This window comes from Curtobacterium pusillum (assembly GCF_007680845.1).
In the GTDB taxonomy this organism is placed as follows: Bacteria; Actinomycetota; Actinomycetes; order Actinomycetales; family Microbacteriaceae; genus Curtobacterium; species Curtobacterium pusillum_B.
Genome location: NZ_VEIY01000001.1, coordinates 635,626 through 661,258, shown reverse-complemented (window position 1 = coordinate 661,258; position 25,633 = coordinate 635,626). Strand labels below are relative to the sequence as shown.

22 protein-coding genes are annotated in these 25,633 nt (G+C 72.8%); 12 read left to right on the top strand and 10 right to left on the bottom strand.

Features of this window, described 5'->3' with window-relative positions:
* Positions 1-208 precede the first annotated feature (208 nt).
* Together FS825_RS03140 and FS825_RS03135 are read right to left on the bottom strand one after the other, a co-directional pair.
* Positions 209-3,451 carry an ATP-dependent DNA helicase gene (locus FS825_RS03140; RefSeq protein WP_144710755.1) on the bottom strand — a complete coding sequence of 1,081 codons (3,243 nt, stop codon included), beginning with the start codon at positions 3,449-3,451 and terminating at the stop codon, positions 209-211.
* Positions 3,448-6,603: a UrvD/REP family ATP-dependent DNA helicase gene (locus FS825_RS03135; protein ID WP_144710753.1), complete on the bottom strand. Its 3,156-nt coding sequence runs from the start codon at positions 6,601-6,603 to the stop codon at positions 3,448-3,450. The genes FS825_RS03140 and FS825_RS03135 overlap by 4 nt, the downstream gene beginning before the upstream one ends.
* A 137-nt stretch (positions 6,604-6,740) precedes the next feature.
* On the opposite strand from FS825_RS03135, the gene FS825_RS03130 reads away from it, so the two are divergent.
* The gene (locus FS825_RS03130) at positions 6,741-6,965 is read left to right on the top strand and encodes a DUF3107 domain-containing protein (RefSeq protein ID WP_144710751.1); all 225 of its coding nucleotides are present in this window, start codon (positions 6,741-6,743) and stop codon (positions 6,963-6,965) included.
* A gap of 4 nt (positions 6,966-6,969) precedes the next feature.
* Positions 6,970-7,266 (top strand): hypothetical protein, encoded by a 297-nt coding sequence (locus tag FS825_RS03125; protein ID WP_144710749.1) that lies wholly within the window; start codon positions 6,970-6,972, stop codon positions 7,264-7,266.
* A 107-nt stretch (positions 7,267-7,373) separates the two neighbouring features.
* Here the strand turns inward: FS825_RS03125 and FS825_RS03120 are convergent, their stop codons facing one another.
* Positions 7,374-8,090 (bottom strand): ferritin-like domain-containing protein, encoded by a 717-nt coding sequence (locus FS825_RS03120; RefSeq protein WP_260980988.1) that lies wholly within the window; start codon positions 8,088-8,090, stop codon positions 7,374-7,376.
* A gap of 90 nt (positions 8,091-8,180) precedes the next feature.
* Between FS825_RS03120 and FS825_RS03115 the strand changes: the two genes are divergently transcribed.
* The gene (locus FS825_RS03115) at positions 8,181-9,695 is read left to right on the top strand and encodes a DEAD/DEAH box helicase (RefSeq protein WP_144710748.1); all 1,515 of its coding nucleotides are present in this window, start codon (positions 8,181-8,183) and stop codon (positions 9,693-9,695) included.
* A 179-nt stretch (positions 9,696-9,874) separates the two neighbouring features.
* On the opposite strand, the gene FS825_RS03110 is transcribed toward FS825_RS03115, so the two are convergent.
* Entirely contained in the window at positions 9,875-10,747 is an 873-nt protein-coding gene (locus FS825_RS03110; protein WP_260980987.1) for a PHP domain-containing protein, read from the bottom strand.
* Between the two features lie 70 nt (positions 10,748-10,817).
* Between FS825_RS03110 and FS825_RS03105 the strand changes: the two genes are divergently transcribed.
* Positions 10,818-12,302: an aminopeptidase P family protein gene (locus FS825_RS03105; protein ID WP_144710744.1), complete on the top strand. Its 1,485-nt coding sequence runs from the start codon at positions 10,818-10,820 to the stop codon at positions 12,300-12,302.
* A gap of 9 nt (positions 12,303-12,311) precedes the next feature.
* On the top strand, positions 12,312-12,788 hold the full coding sequence (locus FS825_RS03100) for a GNAT family N-acetyltransferase (RefSeq protein WP_144710742.1): 477 nt from the start codon (positions 12,312-12,314) through the stop codon (positions 12,786-12,788).
* Positions 12,789-13,092: 304 nt separating this feature from the next.
* Here the strand turns inward: FS825_RS03100 and FS825_RS03095 are convergent, their stop codons facing one another.
* Positions 13,093-14,067 carry a YflT domain-containing protein gene (locus FS825_RS03095; RefSeq protein ID WP_144710740.1) on the bottom strand — a complete coding sequence of 325 codons (975 nt, stop codon included), beginning with the start codon at positions 14,065-14,067 and terminating at the stop codon, positions 13,093-13,095.
* A gap of 104 nt (positions 14,068-14,171) precedes the next feature.
* Between FS825_RS03095 and FS825_RS03090 the strand changes: the two genes are divergently transcribed.
* The 4 genes from FS825_RS03090 to FS825_RS03075 all read left to right on the top strand — a co-directional run bounded on the left by FS825_RS03090 (position 14,172) and on the right by FS825_RS03075 (position 18,648).
* Positions 14,172-15,491, top strand: a complete 1,320-nt coding sequence (locus FS825_RS03090) for a magnesium transporter MgtE N-terminal domain-containing protein (RefSeq protein ID WP_144710738.1) — start codon at positions 14,172-14,174, stop codon at positions 15,489-15,491.
* Positions 15,475-16,026, top strand: coding sequence for a DUF1003 domain-containing protein (locus FS825_RS03085; RefSeq protein ID WP_186377049.1), 552 nt, complete (start codon positions 15,475-15,477; stop codon positions 16,024-16,026). Before FS825_RS03090 ends, FS825_RS03085 begins: the two co-directional genes overlap by 17 nt.
* Positions 16,019-17,179: an Mrp/NBP35 family ATP-binding protein gene (locus FS825_RS03080; RefSeq protein WP_144710737.1), complete on the top strand. Its 1,161-nt coding sequence runs from the start codon at positions 16,019-16,021 to the stop codon at positions 17,177-17,179. Before FS825_RS03085 ends, FS825_RS03080 begins: the two co-directional genes overlap by 8 nt.
* A 167-nt stretch (positions 17,180-17,346) precedes the next feature.
* A complete protein-coding gene (locus FS825_RS03075; protein ID WP_222126873.1) occupies positions 17,347-18,648 on the top strand; it encodes a carbohydrate-binding protein in 1,302 nt (433 codons plus the stop codon).
* 80 nt (positions 18,649-18,728) lie between these two features.
* On the opposite strand, the gene FS825_RS03070 is transcribed toward FS825_RS03075, so the two are convergent.
* A complete protein-coding gene (locus FS825_RS03070) occupies positions 18,729-19,097 on the bottom strand; it encodes a twin-arginine translocase TatA/TatE family subunit (RefSeq protein WP_144710735.1) in 369 nt (122 codons plus the stop codon).
* Positions 19,098-19,161: 64 nt separating this feature from the next.
* On the opposite strand from FS825_RS03070, the gene FS825_RS03065 reads away from it, so the two are divergent.
* A complete protein-coding gene (locus FS825_RS03065; RefSeq protein ID WP_144710733.1) occupies positions 19,162-19,794 on the top strand; it encodes an O-methyltransferase in 633 nt (210 codons plus the stop codon).
* Between the two features lie 15 nt (positions 19,795-19,809).
* On the opposite strand, the gene FS825_RS03060 is transcribed toward FS825_RS03065, so the two are convergent.
* Together FS825_RS03060 and FS825_RS03055 are read right to left on the bottom strand one after the other, a co-directional pair.
* Positions 19,810-20,538, bottom strand: a complete 729-nt coding sequence (locus FS825_RS03060) for an AAA family ATPase (protein ID WP_144710731.1) — start codon at positions 20,536-20,538, stop codon at positions 19,810-19,812.
* A 137-nt stretch (positions 20,539-20,675) separates the two neighbouring features.
* Positions 20,676-20,846: a DUF3117 domain-containing protein gene (locus FS825_RS03055; RefSeq protein ID WP_017887054.1), complete on the bottom strand. Its 171-nt coding sequence runs from the start codon at positions 20,844-20,846 to the stop codon at positions 20,676-20,678.
* 127 nt (positions 20,847-20,973) lie between these two features.
* On the opposite strand from FS825_RS03055, the gene FS825_RS03050 reads away from it, so the two are divergent.
* The gene (locus FS825_RS03050) at positions 20,974-22,143 is read left to right on the top strand and encodes an AI-2E family transporter (protein ID WP_186377048.1); all 1,170 of its coding nucleotides are present in this window, start codon (positions 20,974-20,976) and stop codon (positions 22,141-22,143) included.
* Here the strand turns inward: FS825_RS03050 and FS825_RS03045 are convergent.
* On the bottom strand, positions 22,122-23,372 hold the full coding sequence (locus FS825_RS03045) for a hypothetical protein (protein WP_144710727.1): 1,251 nt from the start codon (positions 23,370-23,372) through the stop codon (positions 22,122-22,124). The two genes, FS825_RS03050 and FS825_RS03045, sit on opposite strands and share 22 nt — an antisense overlap.
* Positions 23,357-24,439 (bottom strand): succinyl-diaminopimelate desuccinylase, encoded by a 1,083-nt coding sequence (gene dapE, locus FS825_RS03040; protein WP_144710725.1) that lies wholly within the window; start codon positions 24,437-24,439, stop codon positions 23,357-23,359. The genes FS825_RS03045 and dapE overlap by 16 nt, the downstream gene beginning before the upstream one ends.
* A 64-nt stretch (positions 24,440-24,503) precedes the next feature.
* On the opposite strand from dapE, the gene dapD reads away from it, so the two are divergent.
* Entirely contained in the window at positions 24,504-25,472 is a 969-nt protein-coding gene (gene dapD / locus FS825_RS03035; protein WP_144710723.1) for a 2,3,4,5-tetrahydropyridine-2,6-dicarboxylate N-succinyltransferase, read from the top strand.
* Positions 25,473-25,633 lie beyond the last annotated feature (161 nt).

Below are 25,633 nucleotides of genomic sequence, written 5' to 3'. Positions count from 1 at the left end.
GCTGCGCAGCGGCGCGTCCGCGCAGCGGCGCGGCTCGTGACGAACCACGGAACCGACGTCGAACCGACCCGCGGACTCGGTTCGACGTCGGGAACGTGGTTCGACGCCGACGGCGCCACGCCGCGGCGGACGGGAGGCGCGGAGCGGGCCCGCACCGCGCCTCCCGTCCGCAGCGTGGTCCCGCCGGGCGCGGGGCGCGCGCACCGCGTCAGCCGATCGCGTCGCGCCAGGCCCGCTCGAGCCCGGCACGGTCGAACAGCTCGCGCGGCCGCACCTCGAGGTCGTCGGCGACGAAGTAGAACACCGCGTCGACCTCGTCCACGGGCCGCCCGGTGAACTCGGCGTAGGCGACCCGGTACAGCGCGAGCTGGAGCTGGCGCTTCGCGAGGTCGTCGGCACCGGAGGGGGCCTTGCCGGTCTTCCAGTCCACGACCTCGGCACGGCCGTCGATCTCGTACACCGCGTCGAGCTTGCAGACGACGCTGTGCCCGAGGAACGGGATGTGGATCTCGCGCTCGACCTCGATCGGGGTCAGCTCGGCCCACCGTGACCGGGCGAACGTCGCCTGGAAGTCGGCGAGCCGGCGGGCGTCGTCGTCGCTGACCACCGCGTCGGCCGAGGCGTCGACGGCGTCGTCGAGGTCGAGGTCGAGTTCGCCGTCCCACGCGTCGAGCGTCTCGATGGATCCCCCGGTCCGCGCCCGCTGCTCGACCCACTGGTGGAAGAGCGTGCCGAGTCGGGTGGCGCGGTACGGACGCTCCGGCATCGGTCGACGCAGCCGTTCGGCCACGGCGTCCGGGTCGGTGAGGTAGTCCTTGAACCCGGACGCCGGCACCCGGTGCGGGACGACGACCGAGTGCCATGCGCGCCGGTTCGCGGTGCGCTCGGCGAGCAGCAGGTCGATGTCCGGCGCGAACCGTCCGGCAGCACCGGGGTTCGCGTTCCGGACCCGGTCCGCCGCCGCGACCACCCGGGCGGCACGCTGCCCGAACGGCACGTGCGGCCAGTGCTGCGTCGCTCCGGCGTCGCCGAGGGGGTTCTCCTCGTGCGCGGTCGTGTCGGGCACGGCCGCCGCGTCGACCACGCCGGCGTCCACGAGGTCGCGGAGGTACCGGCTCGGCTCGGTCGGCCGCACACCGCCGGCCCAGAACGACCCCGTGACGAGCAGGTCGTGCTTCGCCCGGGTGAGCGCGACGTACGTGAGCCGTCGTTCCTCGTCCTCGTTGCGGGCCTTCACCTGCTCCTTGTACGCGTCGATCGCGTCGGTGACGTCCTTCTGCGCGTCGTGCCCGCGCCAGTCCAAGCGCGGCAGCTCATCGGCGTCCCCGCGGAACTCGTACGGCAACCGGCCGAAGCCCAACCAGCCGGAGGAGCCCTCCTGGGGTCGGGCCGGCAGGGCGCCCTCGACCATCCGCGGCACGGCGACGGCGTCCCACTCGAGGCCCTTCGAGCCGTGGATCGTCAGGATCTGGACCGTGCCGGCCTCGGGTTCCTCGGAACGCGGTCCCATGTCGTCCCGGCGGGCCGCGGCGTCGATCCAGCCGAGGAACGCCCCGAGGTCGGCGCGGTCGTCGGTGGTCACGAAGCCCGCGAGCTCGTCCACGAAGGCGTCGAGGAAGGCGCCGCTGCCCTGCTCGTGCGCGGCGACCTCGACGTCGAGCCGCATCTCCTGCACGACGAGCGTGACGAAGTCGACGAGGTCACCGGCGGCCCGGGAACGCAGCGCGGCGAGCTGCCGACCGAGCTCCCGCATCCGTCGACGACCAACCTCGCTGATGTCGGCGAGCGCCCCGTGCTCGTCGGGCGCGGTCGCGACGAAGTCGAGCGCGTCGACGATCGACCCGTGCTCCCCGGCCGCGACCGAGGCCCGGAACGCCGCGGTGAGGTCGTCGTCGAGGCGCTGCTGCGTGTGGTCGCGACCGAACAGCCACCGGGCGAGGGCGTGCAGTGCGGCGATGTCCGCGGCGCCGATCCGCCACCGGGCGCCGGCGAGCAGCCGGATGAGGTCGTTGCCCGCCGCGGGGTCGTGGAGCACGCGGAGGCAGGCGACGAGGTCGACGATCTCCGGGCGCTGGAGCAGGCCGCCGGTGCCGAGGACGTGGAACGGCACACGGTGGTCGCCGAGCGCTCCGGTGAACGCGGCGAGGTCCTTCCGCGAGCGGAGCAGCAACGCCATGGACCCCTTCGGGTCCGCCGCCCGACGGTCGCGGAACCACCTGGCGACCGCGTCGGCTTCCTCCGGGAGGGTCTCCGGGAAGACGGCGTGCACCGTCCCGGCGTCGGCCCCGGGGCGTGGGGAGAGCCGCTCGACGTCCACCTCGGACGCCTCGGACAGGGGTGCGACGACCGCGTTCGCCCCGGCGAGGACGTCGACGGGGTTCCGCCAGCTCGTCGAGAGCGCGAAGGTGACCGGCCGGTCGCCTCCGGACTCGTCGCCGAAGTCCCGCGGGAACCGGGCGAGGTTCGCAGCGCTCGCGCCGCGGAAGCCGTAGATCGACTGGTGCGGGTCGCCGACCGCCATGACGGGGTGGCCGCGGAACAGCCGGGCGAGGAACCGCGTCTGCACCACCGAAGTGTCCTGGTACTCGTCGAGGAGGACCACCCCGTACCGCTGCCGCAGGTCGGTCACGACGCGGGGCGCGGACTCGGCGGCGGCGAGGGCCAGGGCGATCTGGTCGGAGAACTCCACGAAGCCCCGGTCGACCTTCTGCCGACGGAACTCCTCCACCAGGTCGACCAGGGGTTCGAGGGCACCGATGGCGGCCACCGCGTCCGTGACCGCCTTGTACGGGGTGCCGCGGGTGCTTCCGGGCAGCTCCAGCAGCCCGGCGAACTCGATCGCGAACCGTCGCAGGCGCGCAGGCTCGACCAGGTGTTCGGAGACGGCCCCGGCGAGCGCCACGACCGCCGCCGTGACGGTGTCCACGTCCCGGTCGAGTCCGGCCAGCCGGTCGTCCCGCGCGCCGACGACCACCCGGCGTGCGAGCTGCCAGGCGGACGGCTCGGTGAGGACCTGGGACTCGCCGTCCCGCCCGACGAGGAGGGCGTTCTCGCGGAACACCGAGTTCGCGAACGCGTTGTAGGTCGACACCGTCGGGGCTTCGAACGCGTCGCCGGCGTCGAGCAGCCCGACGTCCTCGAGCGCGCGGATCCGGTCGTTGATGCGGACGGAGAGCTCGCCGGCGGCCTTGCGGGTGAAGGTCAGGCCGAGGATGCCGTCCGGCCGGACCATCCCGTTCGCGAGCAGCCAGACGACCCGGGAGGCCATCGTCTCGGTCTTCCCGCTGCCCGCGCCGGCGACCACGAGGGCGGGCGCGAGTGGCGACTCGATGACCGCGCGCTGTTGCTCGGTCGGCCGTGGTCGGCCGAGGGCGTCGGCGATCGCGTCGGCACCGTGGCGCGGCGCGGCGACCGGAGCGACCGCTTCGTGGACCGTCTGCTCGCCGTTCACCAGGTGACCTCCCCCACCACGTGGATCCGGCACTCGACGCCGGTCCGTGCCTTGTCACAGTGGTCGTCCACGTTCGCGAGGAACGTCCGGCCGGCCATCCCCTCGGCGACGGCGTGCAACCGCTGCCGGTAGGTCTCGCGGGCGTCCTCGTCGAAGGCGTGCTGCGTCCGCTCGGAGTACGCCCGGCCGCCGCGCGGGTTCTGCACGAACACGAGCCGGGCATCGGCCATCGTGGAGCCGGCGGGGACCCCCTCGACGGCGCCGTCCTCGACCGCGAGCTGGTACGCCCCGAGCTGCGGGTGCTCGGGCATGTCCTTCTTCTCGCTCGGCATGGACCGACCGGTCTTCAGGTCGACGACGCTCACCCGGCCGTCGGGGTCGATCTCGATCCGGTCGATGCTGCCGCGCATCCGGGCCGGCCCGGTGACCAGCGCGAAGGACGTCTCGGCACCGAGCAGTCGTCGTCCGGCGCTCGCGAACGTACGGAGGTAGTCGCTGAGCCCCTCGATCATCCGGCGCGTCCGGGCACGCTCGCGGTCGGCGATCCACGCCGACTCGAAGGTGAGCTCGTCCCACCGGGCCTCGACGTGTTCCCAGAGGGACTCCACGTCCACCGCGGTGGCGTGCTCCATCGCCCCGTGCACGATCGTCCCGATGCCCATCGCGGGGCTCGGCGCGCTGCCCCCGAACGTCTGCACGAACCAGTGCACGGGGCACTCCTCGTAGGTGCCGATCCGGGACGGGGACACCGAGACCGTCGGAGCGACCGGGTCGCCGCCGTCAGGGTCGGGCACGGGATCAGCGGTGAGGTCGACGAGGGGGTCCTCCGTCGACGGTTCGGCGAGTCCGTACCAGTCGTCCGGCGACGCGCCCGGCACCTCGGCCTCCGCCAGGCGGGCGAGCGCGGAGGCGGCCTCGTGGTCCCCCGAGGCGACGACCCGACGGCGCAGGGACCCGGCGAGTCCACGGAGGGACAGCGGGTGGACGGTGGGCTGCCGGTCCGGTGGCACCGGGACGAGGCGCACGAACGGGGACGGGGCCTCGTCGTCGTTCGCCACGGTGCCGATGACGACCTGCGTCGTCGCACGCGAGACGGCGCGGGCGAAGAGCCGGAGCTCGTCGGCGATCACGGCGGCGCGGTCGTCGATCGCGGAGTGCTCGGTGCCGGCGGCCGTGCGGACGAGCCCGTCGGGGTCGAGCAGGCTGCCCCGGACCCGGGTGTTCGGCCAGACGCCGTCCTGCAGCCCGAGGACCACGACCACGTCGCACTCGAGACCGATGGTGGCCGACGGGGTCAGCACGCGGACCCGGCCGGCGGTGCGGTCCGGGCCGATGGAGTCCTCGGGCAGGTCCGCGCCGAGCAGGTCGTCCACGAAGACCCGTGCGGGGGCGTCCGGGGTCCGCTCGACGAAGCGCTTCGCGGCGGTGAACAGCCCGACCACGGCGTCGAGGTGCCGGTCGGCCTCGGCGGCGCCGACGCCACCGGCCGCGGACTGGCCGCCCCAGGTCCCGGCGAGTCCGCTGCGTTCCCAGAGGCCCCAGAGGATCTCCTCGATGCTCGCGCCCGACTCGGCGTCCGTCCGGGCCTGCACGAGACTGCGGGCCAGCCGGGTGGCGCGGCGCGCGAACCCGGCGTCGACGGTCGCGAGTCGTTCCGGTGCGCCGAGGGCGTCGACCAGGAGCTCGTCCGCGGTCCTGGTGCCGCCGCCGGCGATCTCCTCCCGCCGCAGGGCGAGCCGGAGCCGCCGCATCGCGAGGGTGTCGAGCCCGCCGAGCGGCCCGGTGGCGAAGGACGTGGCGAGCGCGGCGTCGAGCGGGAGCACCCCGAGCGACACGGCCGCGGCGTCGATCAGGGAGCGTGCTGCGGTGTCGTCCCGCGGGCGGACCGGTGCGGAGCCGGCGGTCGCGGGGACCTCGGCCACGGAGAGCGCACGGACCAGCTCGGGGATCGCGGCACCGCTCCGCGTGACCACGGCCATCCGGTGCCAGGGCACGCCGTCGAGCAGCCGGTGCTCGCGGAGTCGCCGGGCCACCGCGACCACGAGGGCTGCACGGCTCGCGCCCTCGAGGTGGACGACCGCGTCCGGGCGGGCGTCCGCCGTGGTCGCCGTCGCCGTGCGCTGTCGACCCGCGGCCGCCGCTCCGATGCGGGCGGTGATGCCGGTCACGAGGGCACGGATCGGCGCCGCGTGCCGGTGCACGGTGGTCAGCACGAGTTCGTCGACCCGGTCCACCCCGAGTCGCACCCGGAGCCGACCGAGGACGTCCGGCTCGGCGCCGCGGAACGCCGAGGCCGCGATGTCGGGGTCGCCGAAGGCCACGACCTGGACCCCGGAGCGCGCGAGGGCACCGAGGAGGGCGATCTCCCCCTCGACCAGTTCCTGGGTGTCGTCGACCACCACGAGCCGCAGCGCCTGGACGCTCGCGGGCACCTGCCCGCGGAGGACGGCGGCCGTGGCGTACGCGACGAGTTCCGCGGCGTCGAGACTGGTCGCCCGGAACGCCGTGACGGCGCCGCGGTACTCGTCCACGAAGTCGCCGACCGCCCGCCACTCCGGCCGCCCGGTGTCGTCACCGAGCTCGCGCATGTCGTCCGGCTCGACGCCGGCAGCGACCGCCCGCATCATGACGTCCCGGAGCGCCGTCCGGAACCCCGCACGCTCCCGCACCACGGCGGTGATGGGCGGCGGCCACTCCGGACCGGTGCCGTCGAGCTCGTGCCCCTCCAGCAGGTCGGCGATGATGCGGTCCTGCTCGCCGCCGGTGAGCAGCGTGGGCGTCTCCTGCCCCTGCACCGCGGCGGCGTGCGCGACGATCTGGAACGCCAGGGAGTTCACCGTCCGCGCGAGCGCACCCGGCATCACCCGCTCGACCACGGCCGCGAGGCGGTCCCGGAGCGCCGTGGCGGCCGTGCGCGCGGAGGTCAGTGCGAGCACGGTCGCGTGCCCGTCGGGCGAGATCGCGTCCGCGCGCGTGAGCCGGGCGGCGACGAGCCGGGCGAGCGTCGTCGTCTTCCCGGTGCCCGGTGCGCCGATCACCGCGGCGTGCCGTCCGTCGGGCAGGGCGAGCACCGCTGCCTGCGACGCGTCGGCCGCCAGGGCCCGGGCGACGCCGGTGTCCTCGGGGGCGGTCGTCAGCGTGGTCTGGGGCACCCTCGTACGGTAACCGTGGCGACCGACACCACCGGGCCGCCACGACGGGCGAGCCGACCGAGCCGCCGGGAACGGGCGTCCGTGCGCCTGCGGCGAACGTCCGATGCCCCGACGGTCCGCTCGGATACGCTGTGCCCGTGGACATCAAGATCGGCATCATCAACAGCCCGCGCGAGATCGCGTTCGAGACCGCCCAGACCGCGGACGAGATCGAGAAGGCCGTCTCGGAGGCGCTGGCCCAGCAGGCGACGCACCTCTCCCTCCAGGACGAGAAGGGCCGTCGGTTCATCGTGCCCGTCGCATCGCTCGCGTACGTCGAGGTCGGCGCCGAAGAGGCCCGTCGCATCGGCTTCGTCGCCTGACGACGTGGAACTGCTCTTCGCGGTCCTCGGCGGCCTGATCGTCGGGGCCGTCGCGCACGTGGTCGTGCCGTGGCGGACCAGTCGGGGCTCCCTGCTCGGTCCGGCCGTCGGCGGGATCGCGGCCGCCGTGCTCTGGGAGGCCCTGACCTGGGCGGGCTGGAAGTACGACGCCACGTGGATCTGGGTCGTCGCCCTCGTGGGTGCGGCCGTGGTCGCCCTCGGCACCGAGTGGGTCCTCGGTCGGCGCCGGACGGCGGCGGACGCCGCCTACTACGAGCGCATCAAGGCCCAGGGCGCCTGACCCGCGCACTACACGCGACCGTTCCGGGCGGTGGGCGCGACCGCCCCGGGCGGTGACGGGACCGCGCGGGCCGGGCCGCGCCTCCAGGCCGTCACGCTCTCAGGCCGTCAGGCCGTCAGACCCAGCGCGTCCATCCGACGGGAGTGCGCCGCGATGAGCTCGGTCCACACCGGCTCGAGACGCTCTTGGTCCTCCCGCGCGTGGGACGCGAGCGCCGACCGGGCCACGAGCAGCGTGTCGCCGACCAGCCGCCGACCCCACATCGCCAGACGCGACCCGACCTGCGGGTCCTCCGCGATGCGGGCGGTGAGCTCCTCGACCACGGCGGCGTCCTCACGCGCGTCGAACACCGTCCCCAACCGCTGCCGGACCTCGGCCGGGAGTGACCGCAGCAGGTTGCCGAACAGGTCGTTGAGGATGCCGCCGGTCACGTAGCCGGTGAGCATCGACTCGTACCAGTCGGCGCCGCTCGTCCGCTCGAGGAAGCGGTCGATCGGCTCACGGTGCGGAGCCATCAGCGCGGCGGGGTCCCCGCCGGTGCGTTCGATCTCGGCGACGATGGTCCGGTGCCGGTCGAGCGCCGTGGTGGCCAGCACGCCCGTGACCAGTCGGCCGGAGAGCGTGGGGGCACCGGCGCCGGCACGACCCATCGTCTCGTACAGCGAGAGCTGCAGGTACGCGGCCTGACCGAGGTAGACGTCGAGCTCGGGGGTGACGTCGTCGAGCTGGAGGCGTTCGACTGGCTTGGCGCCACGCGGGTTCCGCGACGCGAGCCACGCGGCGGCGAGCTGCGCAGCGCGCTTCCGGTTCCACCACGACACCACCCCACGAGCATAGCGGGAACCGCCCCGCGCCCAGCCCGACCGGGCCGTCGGTAGACTGGTCGGGACTTCCACCAGGACTAAGGTGATTCTTTGACTTTCGCAGACCTCAACATCGAGCAGGACATCGTCGATGCGCTCGCCGGCAAGGGCATCATCGAGCCCTTCCCGATCCAGGAGCAGACGATCCCGCTCGCCCTCACCGGCCAGGACATCATCGGCCAGGCCAAGACGGGCACCGGCAAGACCTTCGGGTTCGGCCTCCCCCTCATCCAGCGTCTCGGCGCCGACCCCGCGCCCGGCGTGAAGGCCCTCGTGGTCGTCCCGACCCGCGAGCTCGCGGTGCAGGTCACCGAGGACCTCGAGCTGGCCACCTCGAACCGGCCCACGAAGATCGTGTCGATCTACGGCGGCAAGGCGTACGAGGGGCAGATCGAGCAGCTCAAGGCCGGCGCGCAGATCGTCGTCGGCACGCCCGGTCGGCTCATCGACCTGCAGCGCCAGCGCATGCTCGACCTCTCCCACGTGCAGGAGGTCGTCCTCGACGAGGCCGACCGCATGCTCGACCTCGGGTTCCTCTCGGACATCGAGCGCATCTTCCAGGCCGTCCCCGACGTGCGGCACACGATGCTGTTCTCGGCGACGATGCCCGCGCCGATCGTCGCGCTCGCCCGTCGCTTCATGAGCCGTCCGGTGCACATCCGCGCGACGGACCCGGACGAGGGCCTCATGCAGGCCAACATCAAGCACCTCATCTACCGTGCCCACTCGCTGGACAAGGACGAGGTCATCGCCCGCATCCTCCAGGCCGAGGGCCGCGGCAAGACCGTGATCTTCACGCGCACCAAGCGTGCCGCGGCGAAGCTCGTCGAGGAACTCAAGGACCGCGGCTTCAACGCCGCAGCCGTGCACGGTGACCTCAACCAGGAGCAGCGCGAGCGCGCGATGGCGGCGTTCAAGGCCGGCAAGCGCGACGTGCTCATCGCGACCGACGTCGCCGCCCGCGGCATCGACGTGGACGACGTCACGCACGTCATCAACCACACGATCCCGGACGACCCCGACACGTACCTGCACCGCGCCGGCCGGACCGGTCGCGCGGGCAAGACCGGCATCGCGGTCACGTTCGTCGACTGGGACGACCTGCACAAGTGGACGCTGATCGACAAGGCCCTCGAGTTCGGCATCCCCGAGCCCGTCGAGACCTACTCGTCGTCGCCGCACCTGTTCGAGGAGCTCGACATCCCCAAGGGCACCAAGGGCCGGCTGCCCGGCGCATCGGCGCACGCGGCGTCGGCCGGTGGCCCGGCCGAGAAGCGCACCGGCGACCGTCCGGCGCGCGGCTCGCGTGACGCGGCCGGCTCCCGTTCGCGGTCGCGCACCCGCTCGGGAGGCGCGGAGCGCTCCGCCTCGCAGGCTCCGGCCGCCGAGTCCACGGCTCCGACCTCCGCGCCCACCGACGGCGGTTCGCCCGCGGTCGACGGCGCCGAGGGCACCGGCACGGACGGCGCCGCGAAGCGTCGCCGTCGGCGTCGCCGTCGCGGGGCCGGCACCGGCTCGTCCGAGGCGACCGCCTCGGCACCGCAGGGCACGTCGGACGGCGAGTAGCGCCTCCAGGCCGAAGGGTCCGTCGCTGGCGCGACGGGCCCTTCGTCGTTCCCGCGCGCCTGCTGGCCCGCGCGGCCGCCCGCGGTCCCGAGACTCGGGCTGAGCGACGGTTCTCGGGACGTCAGCCCCGAGAACCGTCGCTCACCGCGAGACTCGGACGACCCGGGACGAGACTCGGGTCAGGGCAGGCGGGAGCCAGCGCCGACCACGGGGGCGCTGCCGGTCGCCTCGGAGCGGATGGCGTCGAACGCTGCACGACCCGTGCGGTGTTCGCCGAGCCGGTTCGGCTTCCCGGTGCCGTGGTAGTCGCTCGATCCGGTGACGAACAATCCGTACCGACCCGCCCAGTCCAGCAGGGTGCGCTTGCCGTGCGCGAGGTTCTCGCGGTGGTCGACCTCGAGCCCGCCGAGTCCGGCGTCCACGAGTTCGCGGAGCATCGGCTCGTCGATCACGATCCCGCGCGACGAGGCAGCCGGGTGCGCGATCACCGGCACCCCACCCGCCTGGCGGATGAGCTCGACTCCGCGGAGCGGGGTCGGCGCCTCGTGCGGTTCGTAGTAGCCGGAGGCCGGGTGCAGGATCCCGCGGAAGGCTGCACTGCGGTCCGTCTCGAGCCCGCGGGCGACCAGCGCGTCGGCGATGTGCGGCCGGCCGATCGTGGCACCGCGGCGGGACTGCGCGAGGACGTCGTCCCACGTGATCGGGTGGTCGCGACCGATGCGGTCGACCATGCGGCGTGCGCGGGACAGCCGGCCGTCCCGGATGCGCGCGGTCTCGGCCACGAGGCCCGGGTCTTCCGGGTCGACCAGGTAGCCGAGCACGTGCACGCTGCTGAACCCGACGCGCGTGCTGAGTTCGAGTCCGGGGAGGAGCGTCATCGGCAGGCCGCGTGCCGCCTCCGTCGCCTCGGCCCAGCCCGCGGTCGTGTCGTGGTCGGTCAGGGCGACGGCGTCCAGCCCGGCGGCCGCTGCCGCCCGGACGAGGTCCGCGGGTCGCTCGGTGCCGTCGGAGACGCTCGAGTGCGCGTGCAGGTCGATGAACGGATCGGGCACGTCGACAATGCTATCCACAGGTGAGCAGCCGCACAGGCCGCGGTCCCACGGGCGGTGCGATGATGGGGGCATGGCCGACACCACACCCCGCGCGACGAGCAACCGTTCCACCACCCCCGGGTCCTCGACGTTCAAGGACTACATCGGTTCGCAGTGGGCCGATCGCGACCGTCCGCTGCCCGAGCTGCGGGAACAGGCCGCCTTCGCCGCCGAACGCCGTGCACGGATCTCCGAGCTCCACCCGGGCCGCACGATCGTGGTGCCGGCCGGTCAGGCGAAGGTGCGCTCGAACGACTGCGACTACCCGTTCCGCCCGCACTCCGCGTTCGCGCACCTCACCGGCTGGGGCACCGACACGGTCGTCGGCTCCGTCCTCGTGATGACGCCGAACGGCTCCGGGCACGACGCCACGCTGTACTTCCGCGCCACCGCGGGCCGCGACTCCGAGGAGTTCTACGCCAACCCGGAGATCGGCGAGTTCTGGGTCGGGCCGCGTCCCTCCCTCGCCGAGGTCGCGGCGGACCTCGGTCTCGCCACGGCCGACCTCGGCGCGTTCGACACGGTGACCGCGGGGCTCGACGCCGCGGCGCTGCTGGTGCGGGACGCCGACGTCGAGCTCACCCGTGCGATCGACGAGCGTGTCGGCTCGCCCGTCGGCGGTGCGCCCGAAGCCGACGGCGTGCCCGCGACGGACGACGCCCTCGCCCGCGACCTGTCCGAGCTGCGCCTCGTGAAGGACGCGTACGAGGTGAACGAGCTCCGCCAGGCCGTCGACGCGACGAAGGCCGGGTTCGACGACGTCATCGCCGACTTCGACGCCGTCCTCGCACACCCCCGCGGCGAGCGCATCGTCGAGGGGACGTTCAACCGCCGCGCCCGCGCGGACGGCAACACCGTCGGCTACGACACGATCGCGGCGTCCGGGCACCACGCCTGCATCCTGCACTGGACCCGCAACGACGGTGCCGTGCAGCCGGGTGACCTCATCCTCATCGACGCCGGCGTCGAGGTGGACTCCTTCTACACGGCCGACATCACCCGCACCCTGCCGGTGAGCGGCACGTTCTCCGACGTGCAGCGCCTCGTCTACGAAGCCGTGCTCGAAGCCGCCGACGCGGCGTTCGCCATCGTCAAGCCGGGCATCACGTTCCGTCAGGTGCACGCCACCGCGATGGAGGTCATCGCCCGGAAGACCGCCGAGTGGGGCTTCCTGCCCGGTACCGCCGAGGAATCGCTGCAGCAGGACAACCAGTTCCACCGGCGCTACATGGTGCACGGGACGAGCCACCACCTCGGCCTCGACGTGCACGACTGCGCGAAGGCCCGGCGGGAGATGTACATCGACGGCATCGTGCAGCCCGGCATGGTCTTCACGATCGAGCCCGGCCTGTACTTCCAGCAGGACGACCTCACCGTCCCCGAGGAGTTCCGCGGCATCGGCGTCCGGATCGAGGACGACATCCTCGTGACCGCCGACGGCGCCGAGAACCTGTCCGTCGGCATCCCCCGGACCCCCTCGGAAGTGGAGGGGTGGATCGCCCGCTCCGGCCGCTAGCCTGAACGGGTGACGACGCCCGAGCTGTCCCCGAACACCGTCTCGATCGAGGTCGAGCACTTCGACTCCCCCGACGCGCAGCGGCTGCGTGCCGCCCAGCGGTTGGAGATCGACCGCGCCTACGGGGGCGACACCGAGCCGGGCGAGAAGCCCACGGCGGAGTCGATCGCGGTGTTCTTCCTCGCCCGTGACGAGGACGGGACGCCACTCGGCTGCGCCGGGTTGCGGATCGTCGAGGACGGCATCACCGAGATCAAGCGCATGTACGTGCGGCCGGAGTCCCGCGGAGCGGGTGTCGCGACGGCGCTGCTGCGGCGGTTGGAGGAAGCCGCGCTCGACCTCGGCTCACCGGCGCTCGTGCTGGAGACCGGGAACGAGCAGAAGCGGGCGATCGGGTTCTACGAGCGGGAGGGGTTCTCGCACATCGCGAACTTCGGGCCGTACGTCGGGGCGCCGCTGTCGATCTGCTACTCGAAGGTGCTGTAGGCGCGGGGGCCGGGGCGCCGAGCGGGCGAAATACGTCCCGCTCGCCGCCCGCCGACGGCCACTTCTGCCCGCTCGGCGATGGGCCCGCGGCGTGTCCTGCCCGCTCGGCAGACCGGGGCGCAACCTCGGTGGACGAGGGGCGGGGCTAGCCGGGGCCGGGCGCCGAGCGGGCGAAATACGTCCCGCTCGCCGCCCGCCGGCGGCCACTTCTGCCCGCTCGGCGGTAGGCCCGCGGCGTGTCCTGCCCGTTCGGCGGACCGGACCGGGCGTCGACGGGGGCGGGGCGCGGCGTGCGGGCGCGGGGTCAGCGGCCCTCGTCGTCCTTCGGGGGCTCGGTGTCCGACGACGCGGGCGACGCCGGCGCCGAGGTCGGCGTCCCGCCGGTGACCCGCTCGCCGTACCGCGGCGGCTCCTCCGCGCGGGCCTGCGACGCGGTCGACGGAGCCCCGGGGTCGGACGGAGCGGACGGAGCGGAAGGAACGGCTTGGCCCTCCCCGTACCGCGGCCCCTCGTTCGTGCCGTAGCGCGGCGCTCCCGTCTGCGTGCCGGGCGCCGACGTACCGGGCTGCTGCGCGCCTCCAGGCTGCTGGTGCGGAGTCGCGTGCCCACCGTACGGCGAGCCCTGCGACGGCGCGCCAGCACCGGGCGCCCCCGCGCCGGGCGCACCCGGACGCCACGGCTCCTGCCCCTGGAACCCGGCACCGCGCACGCCCGAGCCCGACGAACCGGAGCCCGGGGCACCCGGACCACCAGGAGCACCCGGCGTCCCCGGGTTCCAGTGCGTGGTCGGGGCGATCCCGGCCTCCCCGAGGATCCGCCGCGCCTGCCCGACGAGCTGCGGGTCGACGACGATCTGGTAGTTCGTGGCGAGCACCTGGTGCACGCTCGTGAAGTCCCGCTGCCGCTTCGTGATCGCGAACGAGACGATGCCGTAGAGCATGCCGAACGCCGCACCGATGATCGCGGCGGCGAGGATGAGGCCGCCCGCACTCGGCGAGAACAGCGTCAGCACGATGCCGAAGAAGATGCCGAGCCACAGGCCGGACAGGGCACCGGCGATCGCCGCGCGTCCGTAGGTCATCTTGCCCGTGACGCGCTCGACGGTCTTGAGGTCGTTGCCGAGGATCGAGAGCTGGTTGACGGGGAAGTCCGCCTCGGCGAGCTTCGCCACGACGCGCTGAGCGTCGGGGTAGCTGTCGTACGTGCCGAGCACGTCCCCGCGCGGGAGCGTCGGGAAGGCCTGGGCGGTGCGTCCGGCGAACGGGCTCTGATTGCTCACCCAGCCATCATTCACCGCACACCTTGCGATCGCACGTGCACACACAGGGAAGGCCCCGACCGCGCGGCACCGTACGGCCAGACGCAGCGACTACGCTGGGTCGAGTGAGCGCCACGAAGGTTTTCGTCGCCCGCCTCGCCGGGTGCTCCGTCTTCGACCCCGCGGGCGACCGCGTCGGCAAGGTCCGCGACGTGCTCGTCGTGTACCGCCGTGACGACCCTCCCCACGTGGTCGGTCTGATCGTCGAGGTCCCGGGCAAGCGCCGCATCTTCGTCAGCGTCGGCCGGATCACCTCGATCGGCGCCGGGCAGGTCATCACCACCGGGCTCGTCAACATGCGCCGCTTCGAGCAGCGCGGCGGCGAGGTCCGGGTGATCGCCGAGATGCTCGGCCGCAAGGTCCTCATCACGAAGGAACGCATCCGCGCCACCATCGAGGACGTCGCGATCGAGGACCGCGGGCAGGGCTCGTGGGAGGTCTCGCAGCTCTTCCTCCGCAAGCCGAAGACGACGCCGTCGCCGTTCGGCAAGGGCCCGACGACCTTCGCGACCTGGAACGAGGTCACCGAGGACGAGCTCCCCGGCGAGGCCCAGTCCGCCGAGCACGTCATCGCCGCGTACTCCGACCTCGTGCCGGCCGACCTCGCGTCGACGCTGCTCGACCTCCCCGAGGAACGCCGCTTCGAGGTGGCCGAGGAACTCCCCGACGACCGGCTCGCCGACGTGCTCGAGGAGATGCCCGACCAGCAGCGCATCGAGATCCTCACCCGGCTCACCGACGCCCGAGCCGCCGACGTGCTCGACCACATGCAGCCGGACGACGCCGCCGACGTGCTCGCGCAGTTCTCCGACGAGCGGAGCGAAGCCCTCCTCGAGCTCATGGAGCCGGAGGAGGCGCAGGACGTCCGCATGCTCCTCGAGTACGAGCCGGACACCGCCGGTGGCCTCATGACGACCGAGCCGGTGATCGTCTCCGCCGACGCGACCGTGGCCGAGGGGCTGGCGCTGGTCCGGCGCCACGAGCTCGCCCCGGTGCTCGGCGCCGCGGTGTGCGTCACCCTGCCGCCGTACGAGCCGCCGACCGGCCGGTTCCTCGGGCTCGTGCACTTCCAGCGGATGCTGCGCTACCCGCCGAACGAGCGGCTCGGCACCCTCATCGACCAGCAGACCGAACCGGTCCGTGTCGATGCGAGCGCCGCGGAGGTCACCCGCATCATGGCGACGTACAACCTGCTGTCCGTGCCCGTGGTCGACGATGCCCACCGACTCGTCGGGGTGGTGACGATCGACGATGTCCTCGACCACGTCCTGCCGGACGACTGGCGAAGTCAGGGCGAGGGGGAACCCTCACCGCTTCCACGCCAACGCCCGCGCAAGACGCCCGTGACGACGGGAAGGAGGACCACCCGTGGCCCGAACGGATGAGAACCGTCAGGAACGCCTGGACGCCCCGAAGGGCATGCGCACGCGTGTCCTCCCGACCCGACGACGCTCCGGTCGCGGTGACACGTTCGGCCGCGCCACCGAAGGCATCGCCCGTGCGATGGGAACGCCCTGGTTCCTCGTCGGCCTGACCCTGTTCTGCGTGGTCTGGATGGGCTACAACACGCTCGCGCCGAAGTCGTGGCAGTTCGACTCCGCGGCCATCGGCTTCACGGCCCTGACCCTCGTGCTGTCGCTGCAGGCGTCGTACGCGGCACCGCTCATCCTGCTCGCCCAGAACCGGCAGGACGACCGCGACCGGGTGCAGTTCGAGCAGGACCGGCAGCGCGCCGAACGGAACCTCGCGGACACCGAGTACCTCGCCCGCGAGGTCGTGGCGCTCCGCCTGGCGATGCGCGACATGGCGTCGAAGGACTTCATCCGCGCCGAACTGCGGTCGCTGCTCGAGGAGCTCGACCGGCGCGACGCGGACGACGCCGGCTTCGCCGACGAGTCCGGCAGCACCGCCCGTGGCTGACGCCGGGTCACCCGAGGAACGCCTCGGCTCCGCGGTCCTCGCGGCGCTCGGCCGGGTGATCGACCCCGAGATCCGCCGGCCCGTCACGGAGCTCGACATGATCCGCGGGGTCGACGTGCAGCCTGGAGGCGCGGTGCGCGTCGACCTGCAGCTCACGATCGTCGGGTGCCCGGCCGCCGACACCATCGAGCGCGACGTGCGCGCGGCCGCCGCTTCCGTGGACGGCGTGTCCACCGTGTCGATCGACGTCTCCGTGATGGCGCCGGCGACCAGGGCCGCGCTCACCGAACGACTCCGCGCGGGCCGACCCCGGGGCGTGCAGTTCACGCCCGACTCCCTCACCCGGGTGATCGCGGTCACCAGCGGCAAGGGCGGTGTCGGGAAGTCGACCGTGACGGTGAACCTCGCGGCCGAGCTCGCCCGGCGCGGGCAGCGGGTCGGTCTCGTCGACGTCGACGTGCACGGCTTCAGCGTGCCCGGGCTGATGGGCCTCACGGACGCGAACGGCGTCGCACCCCGCCCGACCCGGGTGGACAGCATGATCCTGCCGCCGGTCGCCCACGACGTGAAGGTCGTCTCGATCGGCATGTTCGTCGACGACGTCTCCACCGCGGTGTCCTGGCGCGGCCCGATGCTGCACCGCACCGTCTCCCAGTTCCTCACCGACGTGTACTTCGGCGACCTCGACGTCCTCCTCCTCGACCTGCCGCCCGGCACCGGCGACGTGGCGATCTCGGTCGGGCAGCTGCTCCCCCACGCCGAGGTCCTCGTCGTCACCACCCCGCAGGCGGCCGCCGCCGACGTCGCCGAGCGGAGCGGGGTCGTCGCACGGCAGACCGGGCAGCGGGTCATCGGTGTCGTCGAGAACATGGCCGGGCTCGTGCAGCCGGACGGCAGCGTCCTGCACCTGTTCGGTGAGGGCGGTGGCGCCGAGACCGCCGCCCGACTGTCCCGTGGGCAGGACAGCCCCGTGCCGGTGCTCGGGAGCGTGCCGCTGTCCGTCCCGCTGCGCGAGGGCGGGGACGCCGGGGTTCCGGTGGTGCTCGGTGCGCCGTCCGATCCCGCAGCGGTGGCCCTGGCGGCGATCGCCGACCGGATCACCACGATGGGCCGGGGTCTCGCGGGCCGGAAGCTCGGGCTGTCCCTGTCCTAGGGGCGTCGCGTCGAAGGACTGAGGGCGCGGACCTGTACGTCCTTTCATGGACAGGTCGTTCTACTCGGGAGCAATATGCAGGGGTATTCCACAATGCTCCTGCGAAATCGGGTCGCAGGAGCTCCACCCGCCGGACGACGACGACCGGCCGAGGACAGGAGAACCGTGTGAAGAAGCAGATGCGCATGCGCGCCGGACTGGTCGCCACACTGGCCGCCGTGGCCGCGACGATCGCCGGAGGATCGCTCGCCGCGGCCCCGGCCCTCGCCGCCACCCCGGCCTGTGCGACCGCCTGGAGCGCCGGCACGGCGTACACCGGCGGCGCCACCGTCAGTGAGAACGGCACCAACTACACCGCGAACTGGTGGACGCAGGGCGACGACCCCGCGACGCACTCCGGGGCGACGGGGAGCGGGCAGCCCTGGACCTCGACCGGCGCCTGCACGGGCACGGGCGGCGGCGGGACGACCACGCCCCCCGGTGGTGGCACCACGACCCCGGGCACCGGCGGCAGCGGGGGCACCGCCAGCGGCCTGGTCTTCAGCCCGTACAAGGACGTCACCGTGAACCTCGACTGGAACACGAACGTGATGAACACGGCGGTCACGGGGACGCGCATCCCGGTGGTCGGGTCGAGCAACAGCCTCGTCTCCACCCGGGAGCCCGGCCTCAAGGAGATCACCCTCGCCTTCGCCACCGGCACCTGCGGCAGCGAGAACTGGGGCGGGGTCGCCGCGGACGCGTTCGCGAGCGCCAACATCCCGAAGCTCGACGCCGCGGGCGTCAACTACATCGTGAGCACCGGTGGTGCGGCGGGATCGTTCAAGTGCTCCGGCACGGCGCTGCAGTCGTTCATCGCCCGGTACGCCACGCCGCACATGATCGGCGTGGACTTCGACATCGAGAGCGGGCAGTCCGCCGCCGACGTGCAGAACCTCGTCAACGCCGCAGCACTCGCCCAGTCGAAGTACCCGGGGCTGCGCTTCTCGTTCACCCTCGCGACCCTCGCCGCCAGCGACGGGAGCTTCGGCGGACTCAACAGCACGGGTGACGCCACGGTCAAGGCGATCAAGGCCTCCACGCTGACGAACTACACCGTCAACCTCATGACGATGGACTTCGGCCGCGCGACGACCGCGAACTGCGTCCTGTCCGGCTCCACCTGCGAGATGGGCCAGTCCTCGATCCAGGCCGTCACGAACCTCGAGCACACCTACGGCATCGCGCCGTCGAAGATCGAGGTCACCCCGATGATCGGCGTGAACGACGCCTCGGACGAGGTCTTCACCCTCGCCGACGTCGACACCCTGTCCGCCTACGCCAAGGCGAACGGGCTCGCCGGGATCCACTACTGGTCGCTGGACCGGGACACCCCGTGCTCCTCGACGACGGCGATGTCCACCTGCAGCTCGGTCCCGAGCGCACCGGCCCTCGCGTGGACGGACCGCTTCATCGCGGACCTGAAGTAGACGCGACCCCCTGACGGCCTGGAGGCGCGGTGCCAGCCGGCACCGCGCCTCCAGTCCGTCTGCTGGTCACGTGACGGGCGTCAGGTCGCTTCCGCGTCGAACGGTGCGGCCTCGCCGATGGCGAGCGGCACCACCGGTGCCGACGCCCGCACCTTCGACGCGGTGACCTGCGCGGTCTGCACGGCGGCCGCACTGCCACCGGAGTCGAGGAGGGCGTCGCGGATGATCCGCCGCGGGTCGTACTGCCGGGGGTCGAGCTTCTGCCAGTCGACCTCGTCGAACTCGGGGCCCATCTCCTCGCGCATCCGGTCCTTCGCGGTGTCGGCGAAGCGACGGACGGCCTTGACGAACTCGGCGAGCTTCTGCGCGTACTGCGGGAGCCGTTGCGGTCCGAGCAGGAGGACGCCGATGATCCCGATCACCAGGAACTTCTCGAAGCCGTCGAACACGGTACGAGCGTAACCCGTCCGTGCCCCGCAGCACCCGTAGAGTTGTCACCCGAACGGAGTGTGCGTGTCAGAGAAAGAGTCGAACTGGAAGTTCGCCGAGGACATCGTCTCGGAGTCCGAGGTGATCACCCGAGCGCGGGAGCACTCCCTCGAACTCGGGGTCGAGGCGATCTCCCCCGCCATCGGAGCGCAGATCGGGGTCATCGCCGCCGCCTCACGGGCGACGAGCATGATCGAGATCGGCACCGGACTCGGCGTCTCCGGCCTGTACCTGCTCGGGGGTGCGCCGACCGCCACGCTCACCACGATCGACGTCGAGGTCGACCACCAGCAGTACGCCCGTGACGCGTACATCGCCGCGGGCACCGCTCCCGCGCGGATCCGGCTCATCCCGGGTCGGGCGAACCAGGTCCTGCCGCGGATGAACGAGGCCTCCTACGACGTCGTCCTCGTCGACGCCGACCCGGAGCACGTCATCGAGTACGTCGAGCACGGGCTGCGGCTCGCGCGGCTCGGCGGGACGGTCCTCGTGCCGCACGCGCTCTGGCGGGGTCGCGTGGCGGACCCGGTGAAGCGGGACCGGGCGACGACCGACTTCCGGCTGCTGCTCACCGAGGTGTCGACGTCGGGGGCGGTCACCAGCGCGCTGTCGCCGGCGGGCGACGGGCTGCTGCAGATGACGAAGGTCTCCGCCTAGCCCAGGGCGCTCGGCTCACGCCAGGTGTCGGAGGTACCGTTCCGGGGACTCCAGGAACGACCGTTGGTGCCGCACCAGGTCGAGGTCGGCCCAGTCCGTCCGACGGATGCCCCACTCCCCCACCTCGTGGATCGTCGCGCCGGGGAACGCCGCGAGCACGGGTGAGTGCGTCGACATGAGGACCTGCCCGACGCCGCTCTCCACGATGGACTGCAGCAGGGCGATGAGCGCGAGGCACCCGGAGAACGACAGCGCCGACTCGGGCTCGTCGAGGATCCACAGGCCGGGCCACCGCGCCCGGTCGATCACGAAGTCGAGGAAGGACTCGCCGTGACTGCGCTCGTGGAAGACGGGCTCCGGGCGGGAGCGGTTCGGGTGTTCCTCGAGGTAGGTGAAGAACCCGTGCATGGTTTCGGCTCGCAGGAAGAAGCCGCCGCGCGGAGCACCGAAGTCGCGACGGACGGCGATGTGCTCGCAGAGGTCGGACTCGGACGGGCGGGTGGAGTGCTGCGAGCCGGTGCCGCCGCCCTCCGGGCCCATGCCGAACTGGAGGGCGATCGCCTCGATGATGGTCGACTTGCCGACGCCGTTCTCGCCGACGAGCACCGTGACGGGGTCGAGGTCGAGGCCCTCGTCGAGGAGCTGGCGGACCGGGGCGAGCGTGGCGGGCCAGACGTCGCGGGGCATCGGGCCGGGGTCGAGGAACTCCTCGACGCGGCGGATCGGCATGTGGGTCCTCGGCACGGTGCCATCCTGCCGGGTGGCGCCGACACGGCGTGCTCCGGGGCCAGCGCGCTCCGGGGCCAGCGCGCTCCGGGGCCGGCGCGCGAAAGGGCTCGGAGCGTACACGCTCCGAGCCCTGACGATGGTGCGTCGACGTACTAGGCCGAGACGACCTCAGCGAGTGCGTCGTGGAGTTCCTTGGCCTCGGCATCGTTGACCGAGACGACCAGGCGGCCTCCACCTTCGAGCGGAACCCGCACGATGATGAGTCGACCCTCCTTAACAGCCTCCATCGGCCCGTCACCGGTCCTCGGCTTCATGGCTGCCATCAGATGTCCCCTTTCGTGCAGTACATGCCCGCTCATTATCTCGTATCGATGGGCCAACTGCGAAACCGCCCAGGTTGGGGGGCCTCCATCGAGCCGTTCTCGCGGTTCCGAGTGGTCACCTTGGGGGATGCCGTACATCCGCTCCACGCGCCGTCCACCGGTCGACCCGGCCGTCGAGGCCGTCCCGGCGGGCATGCGCGTCGCCGGTGCGTTCTCGTGGCGCCTGCTCGTGGTGGCCGCCGTCCTCGCCCTCGCCGTCGCGGCCGTCTTCCTCCTGCGGGACATCGTCGTGCCGTTCCTCATCGGCCTGATCGTGTGCGCCCTGCTGGCACCGATGTCCGCGTTCCTGCAGCGGCACCGCTGGCCGAAGTGGACCGCCGTGCTGTCGTGCTTCCTGGCCGTGGTGGTCGTCATCGGCGTCCTCGCACTCGTCGTCACCGCGCAGATCCGGTACGACCTGCCGGCGCTCGGCCATCGCCTGGACCACAACGTGCAGTCGCTGCAGACCCTGCTCGCGACGGAGCCGTTCGGCATCACGTCGAAGCAGGTCACGATGTGGCTGTCCGACGGCACGACGTTCCTGCAGACCCACGCCGCCTCGATCCTCTCCGGGTTCCAGGAAGCCGGGAGCGGGTTGGTGCACGCGCTCGAGGGGCTGTTCATCATCGTCTTCACGACACTGTTCGTGCTCATCGACGGATCCCGCATCTGGGCCTGGGTCGTGCGTCTCTTCCCGCGCCGTGCCCGTCCCCGGCTCGAGGTCGCCGGTCGCGCCGGCTGGAAGACCCTGACGAGCTTCATCCGCGTCCAGCTCGTCGTCGCCGTCACCGATGCGCTCGGGATCGTGATCGGGGCGCTGGCGCTCCAGGTGCCGCTGGCGATCCCGATCGGCGTGATCGTGTTCCTCGGCGCCTTCGTGCCCGTCGTCGGTGCGATCGTGGCCGGAACGGTCGCGGTCGTCGTCGCGCTCGTGTTCAACGGGTGGGTGCCGGCGCTCGTGATGCTCGGCATCGTCGTGCTCGTGCAGCAGCTGGAGAGCCACGTGCTGCACCCGTTCCTCACCGGGAGCGCGGTCAAGGTGCACCCGCTCGGCGTCGTGCTCGGCGTCACCGCCGGGACCACGATCGCCGGTGTGGTCGGGGCGTTCTTCGCGGTGCCGTTCATCGCGACCGTGAACGCGATGGTCACCGCCGCGGCAGCACACCCCGCGGGGACACCCGCCCCGGAGATCGGATCAGCGTCGACGCCGCCGGCGACCGTCGACGTCGCTGCCGATCACGGCGGGGTCCAGTCGTAGCCGTCGACCCACCAGCAGTAGTAGAGCCACGCCCACTGCAGGGCCAGGCACACCACGACGACGAGCACCCGGTACACCCGTGACCGCGGCAGCGCCACGATCCCGAGCAGGGGCGCGATCGGCAGCAGGATGCGCCACGTGCTCGACTGCGGGAAGAACACCGCCAGCAGGTAGACGAGGTACGCCACGCCCCAGAGCCGCAGCTCGAGGCCGATCCGTCGTGCGGCCGGCATGGACACGAACGCCGCGAAGCCGACCACGACCACGGCGAGCAGGATCGCGCCCGCCGGCTGCTGGAACCACCAACCGAAGCCCTGGACCCACGGCGCGAACGGCACGAGGTCCTTCCAGCCGATGTACGACGACCGCCAGGCGAGCTCGGTGTCCGTGTAGGCCCGCGGCACCCCGGTGGCGGCCCAGGCGATCGCGGGCCACGCGAGCCCGACGAGCCCGGACACGACGGCGACGACGGCCGGCGGGACGGCTCGGCGCACGGTGAGCGGCGACGACGCCCGGACCCACGCCGGTCGGACGGCCCACGCGCCGAGGAACAGGAGGACGAGCAGCGCGAACGCGAGCCCGGTGGGACGGGTCATCCCGAGCAGCAGCACCACGGGCAGCATCGTCCACCACCGCCGGTCCACGAACAGCAGCAGGGCGACGAGCAGCAGGAACATCCCCATCGACTCGGCGTAGGCCACCTGGAACATCACCGACACGGGGGCGACGCAGAACAGCACGGTCGCGAACGTCGCCCGCGCCGGGTCGAGGAAGCGCCCCATCAGTCGTCGGAAGACCAGGGCAGCTCCCCAGCCGAAGAGCAGCGACACGGAGACCGCGACGAGCTCGAACGACGCCCCGGTGAGCGCCATCAGCGCGCGGACCAGGAACGGGTACGCCGGCATGAACGCCCACGCGTTCTCGGTGACGTGTCCGGCGGTGTCGACCGGCAACGTCGAGGGGTACCCGCTCGTGGCGATCACCCGGTACCAGGCGCCGTCCCAGATCGACGAGAACGACAGCAGGCCCGGGTGCTGCACCGTGAACGAGTTCGCGGCCTGCACGCTCGCGAACGCGGCCAGCATCGCACCCGTGACGACCCGGGCGAGCGCGTAGACGACCGTGATCCGCACCCACCACGGCACCACCCGGTAGCGGGCGCGCCACCGGGCCGTGGCACGTGCGGGCGGGGCGACCGGCGACGCCCCCGTCGTCAGGCCGTCAGCCACCGACGCAGGCCGTCCTCGACCGCGGTGATCTGGTCGACGGGGACCTGCTCGTCGTCGTGGTGCGCGTAGACCGGTTCGCCGGGCCCGTAGTTGACCGCGGGGACGCCGAGGGCGGAGAACCGGGCGACGTCGGTCCAGCCGTACTTCGGCCGGGGCGCGGGGCCGCCGACCGCGTCCACGAACTGCTGGGCGAGCGGCGCGTCGAGCCCCGGGCGTGCACCGGCGGCGAGGTCGACGATCTGCACGTCGTACCCGTCGAAGAGCTCGCGGATGTGGGCGACGGCCTCGTCGGCGCTGCGCGAGGGCGCGAAGCGGTAGTTCACGTGCACCATCGCCTCGTCGGGGATGACGTTGCCGGCGATCCCCCCGGAGATGCCGACGGCGTTGAGGCCCTCGCGGTACTCGAGGCCGTCCACCGTGACGGTCCGCGGCTCGTACGCGGCGAGGGTGGCGAGGATCGGAGCGGCCTTGTGGATCGCGTTCTCGCCGATCCAGCTGCGCGCGCTGTGCGACCGCTTGCCGAACGTGCGGATCTCGGCGCGGAGGTTGCCGTTGCAGCCACCCTCGATCTGCGCACCGGAGGGCTCCCCGAGGATCGCGAAGTCGCCGGCGAGGAGCTCGGGGCGCGTGCGTGCCAGTCGGCCGAGGCCGTTCAGGGAGTCGCTGACCTCCTCGTGGTCGTAGAAGACCCAGGTCACGTCGATCGACGGCGCAGCGAGGTCGTACGCGAGCTTCAGCTGCACGGCGACACCGGCCTTCATGTCCACCGTGCCCCGGCCCCAGAGGATCTCGGCGCCGTCCTCGGCAGTCCGGAACTCCGTCGGCAGGTTCTGGTTGAGCGGCACCGTGTCGATGTGCCCGGCGATGACGACCCGGCGGTCACGACCGAGGTTCGTCCTGGCCACGATCGCGTCGCCGTCCCGGACCACCTCGAGGTGCGCGAGCGGCGCCAACGCAGCTTCGATCGCGTCGGCGAGGGGCCCTTCGTTGCCGGACACCGACTCGATGTCGCAGATGGCACGGGTGATGTCGATGGACGAGGCGGTGAGGTCGAGCGGCTCCGGCATGCGGTCACTGTACCGGCCGCGGCACGGACGAGACCGTGCGCGCCCACCCCAGTACCCTGGTGCGGTGACCGACACGACCGCTGCCACCGACCGCCCGACCCACGCCTGGGGCCACGGCCTCGCGACGATCGCCGCCGACGGCACCACCCTCGACACCTGGTACCCGGAGACGCACCTCGGCGCCCGGCCCGCCGACGCGGCCTTCCCCGCCGAGCTCCGGGCCCACGTCGGCGACGACCCCCGCCGCGGCGTGACGATCGAAGCGGTCACGACCGAGATCCAGATCGACACCGCCCCCGCGAGCACCCCGGACGCGTACCTCCGTCTGCACCTCCTCAGCCACCTGCACGTCCGCCCGAACGAGATCGCCCTCGACGGCGTCTTCGCGCACCTGCCCATCGTCGCGTGGACGAACGCCGGCCCGGTGCACCCGGACGACCTCACGCGCCTCCGCCCGGTGCTGCAGCGCGCGGGCATCGCCGTGCACGCCGTCGACAAGTTCCCGCGGCTGGTCGACTACGTCGTCCCGGATCGCGTGCGCATCGGCGACGCCAACCGGGTCCGGCTCGGCGCGCACCTCGCCCCCGGCACCACGGTCATGCACGAGGGCTTCGTGAACTTCAACGCCGGCACCCTCGGCGACGCCATGATCGAGGGCCGCGTCTCCCAGGGCGTCGTCGTCGGCAACGGCACCGACATCGGCGGCGGCGCGTCCATCATGGGCACGCTGTCCGGCGGCGGAACGCACCGGGTGTCGCTCGGCGAGCGCGCGCTCCTCGGGGCGAACGCGGGGCTCGGCATCTCGCTCGGTGACGACTCCGTGGTCGAAGCCGGTCTCTACGTCACGGCCGGCACGAAGGTCGTCCTGGTCGGCGCGGCCCCGAACCCGGACGGCACGCCGAAGACGGTGAAGGCCGCCGAGCTCTCGGGTGCCCCGAACGTCCTGTTCCGCCGCAACTCCCTCACGGGTGCGGTCGAGGCGCTGCAGCGCAAGGGCGAGGGCATCCAGCTGAACACCGCGCTCCACGCGTAGCGCCCCGCGCCCAGCGCGACGGCCTGGAGGCGCGGTGCCGGCCCCTGGGACCGGCACCGCGCCTCCAGGCGGTCGCGTCGACGCCCGCGCCCGCCGCGAGCGGGCAGGACACGCCGTCCCCGTTCCGCCGAGCGGGGGGAGAACGCCGGGTCCGGCCACCG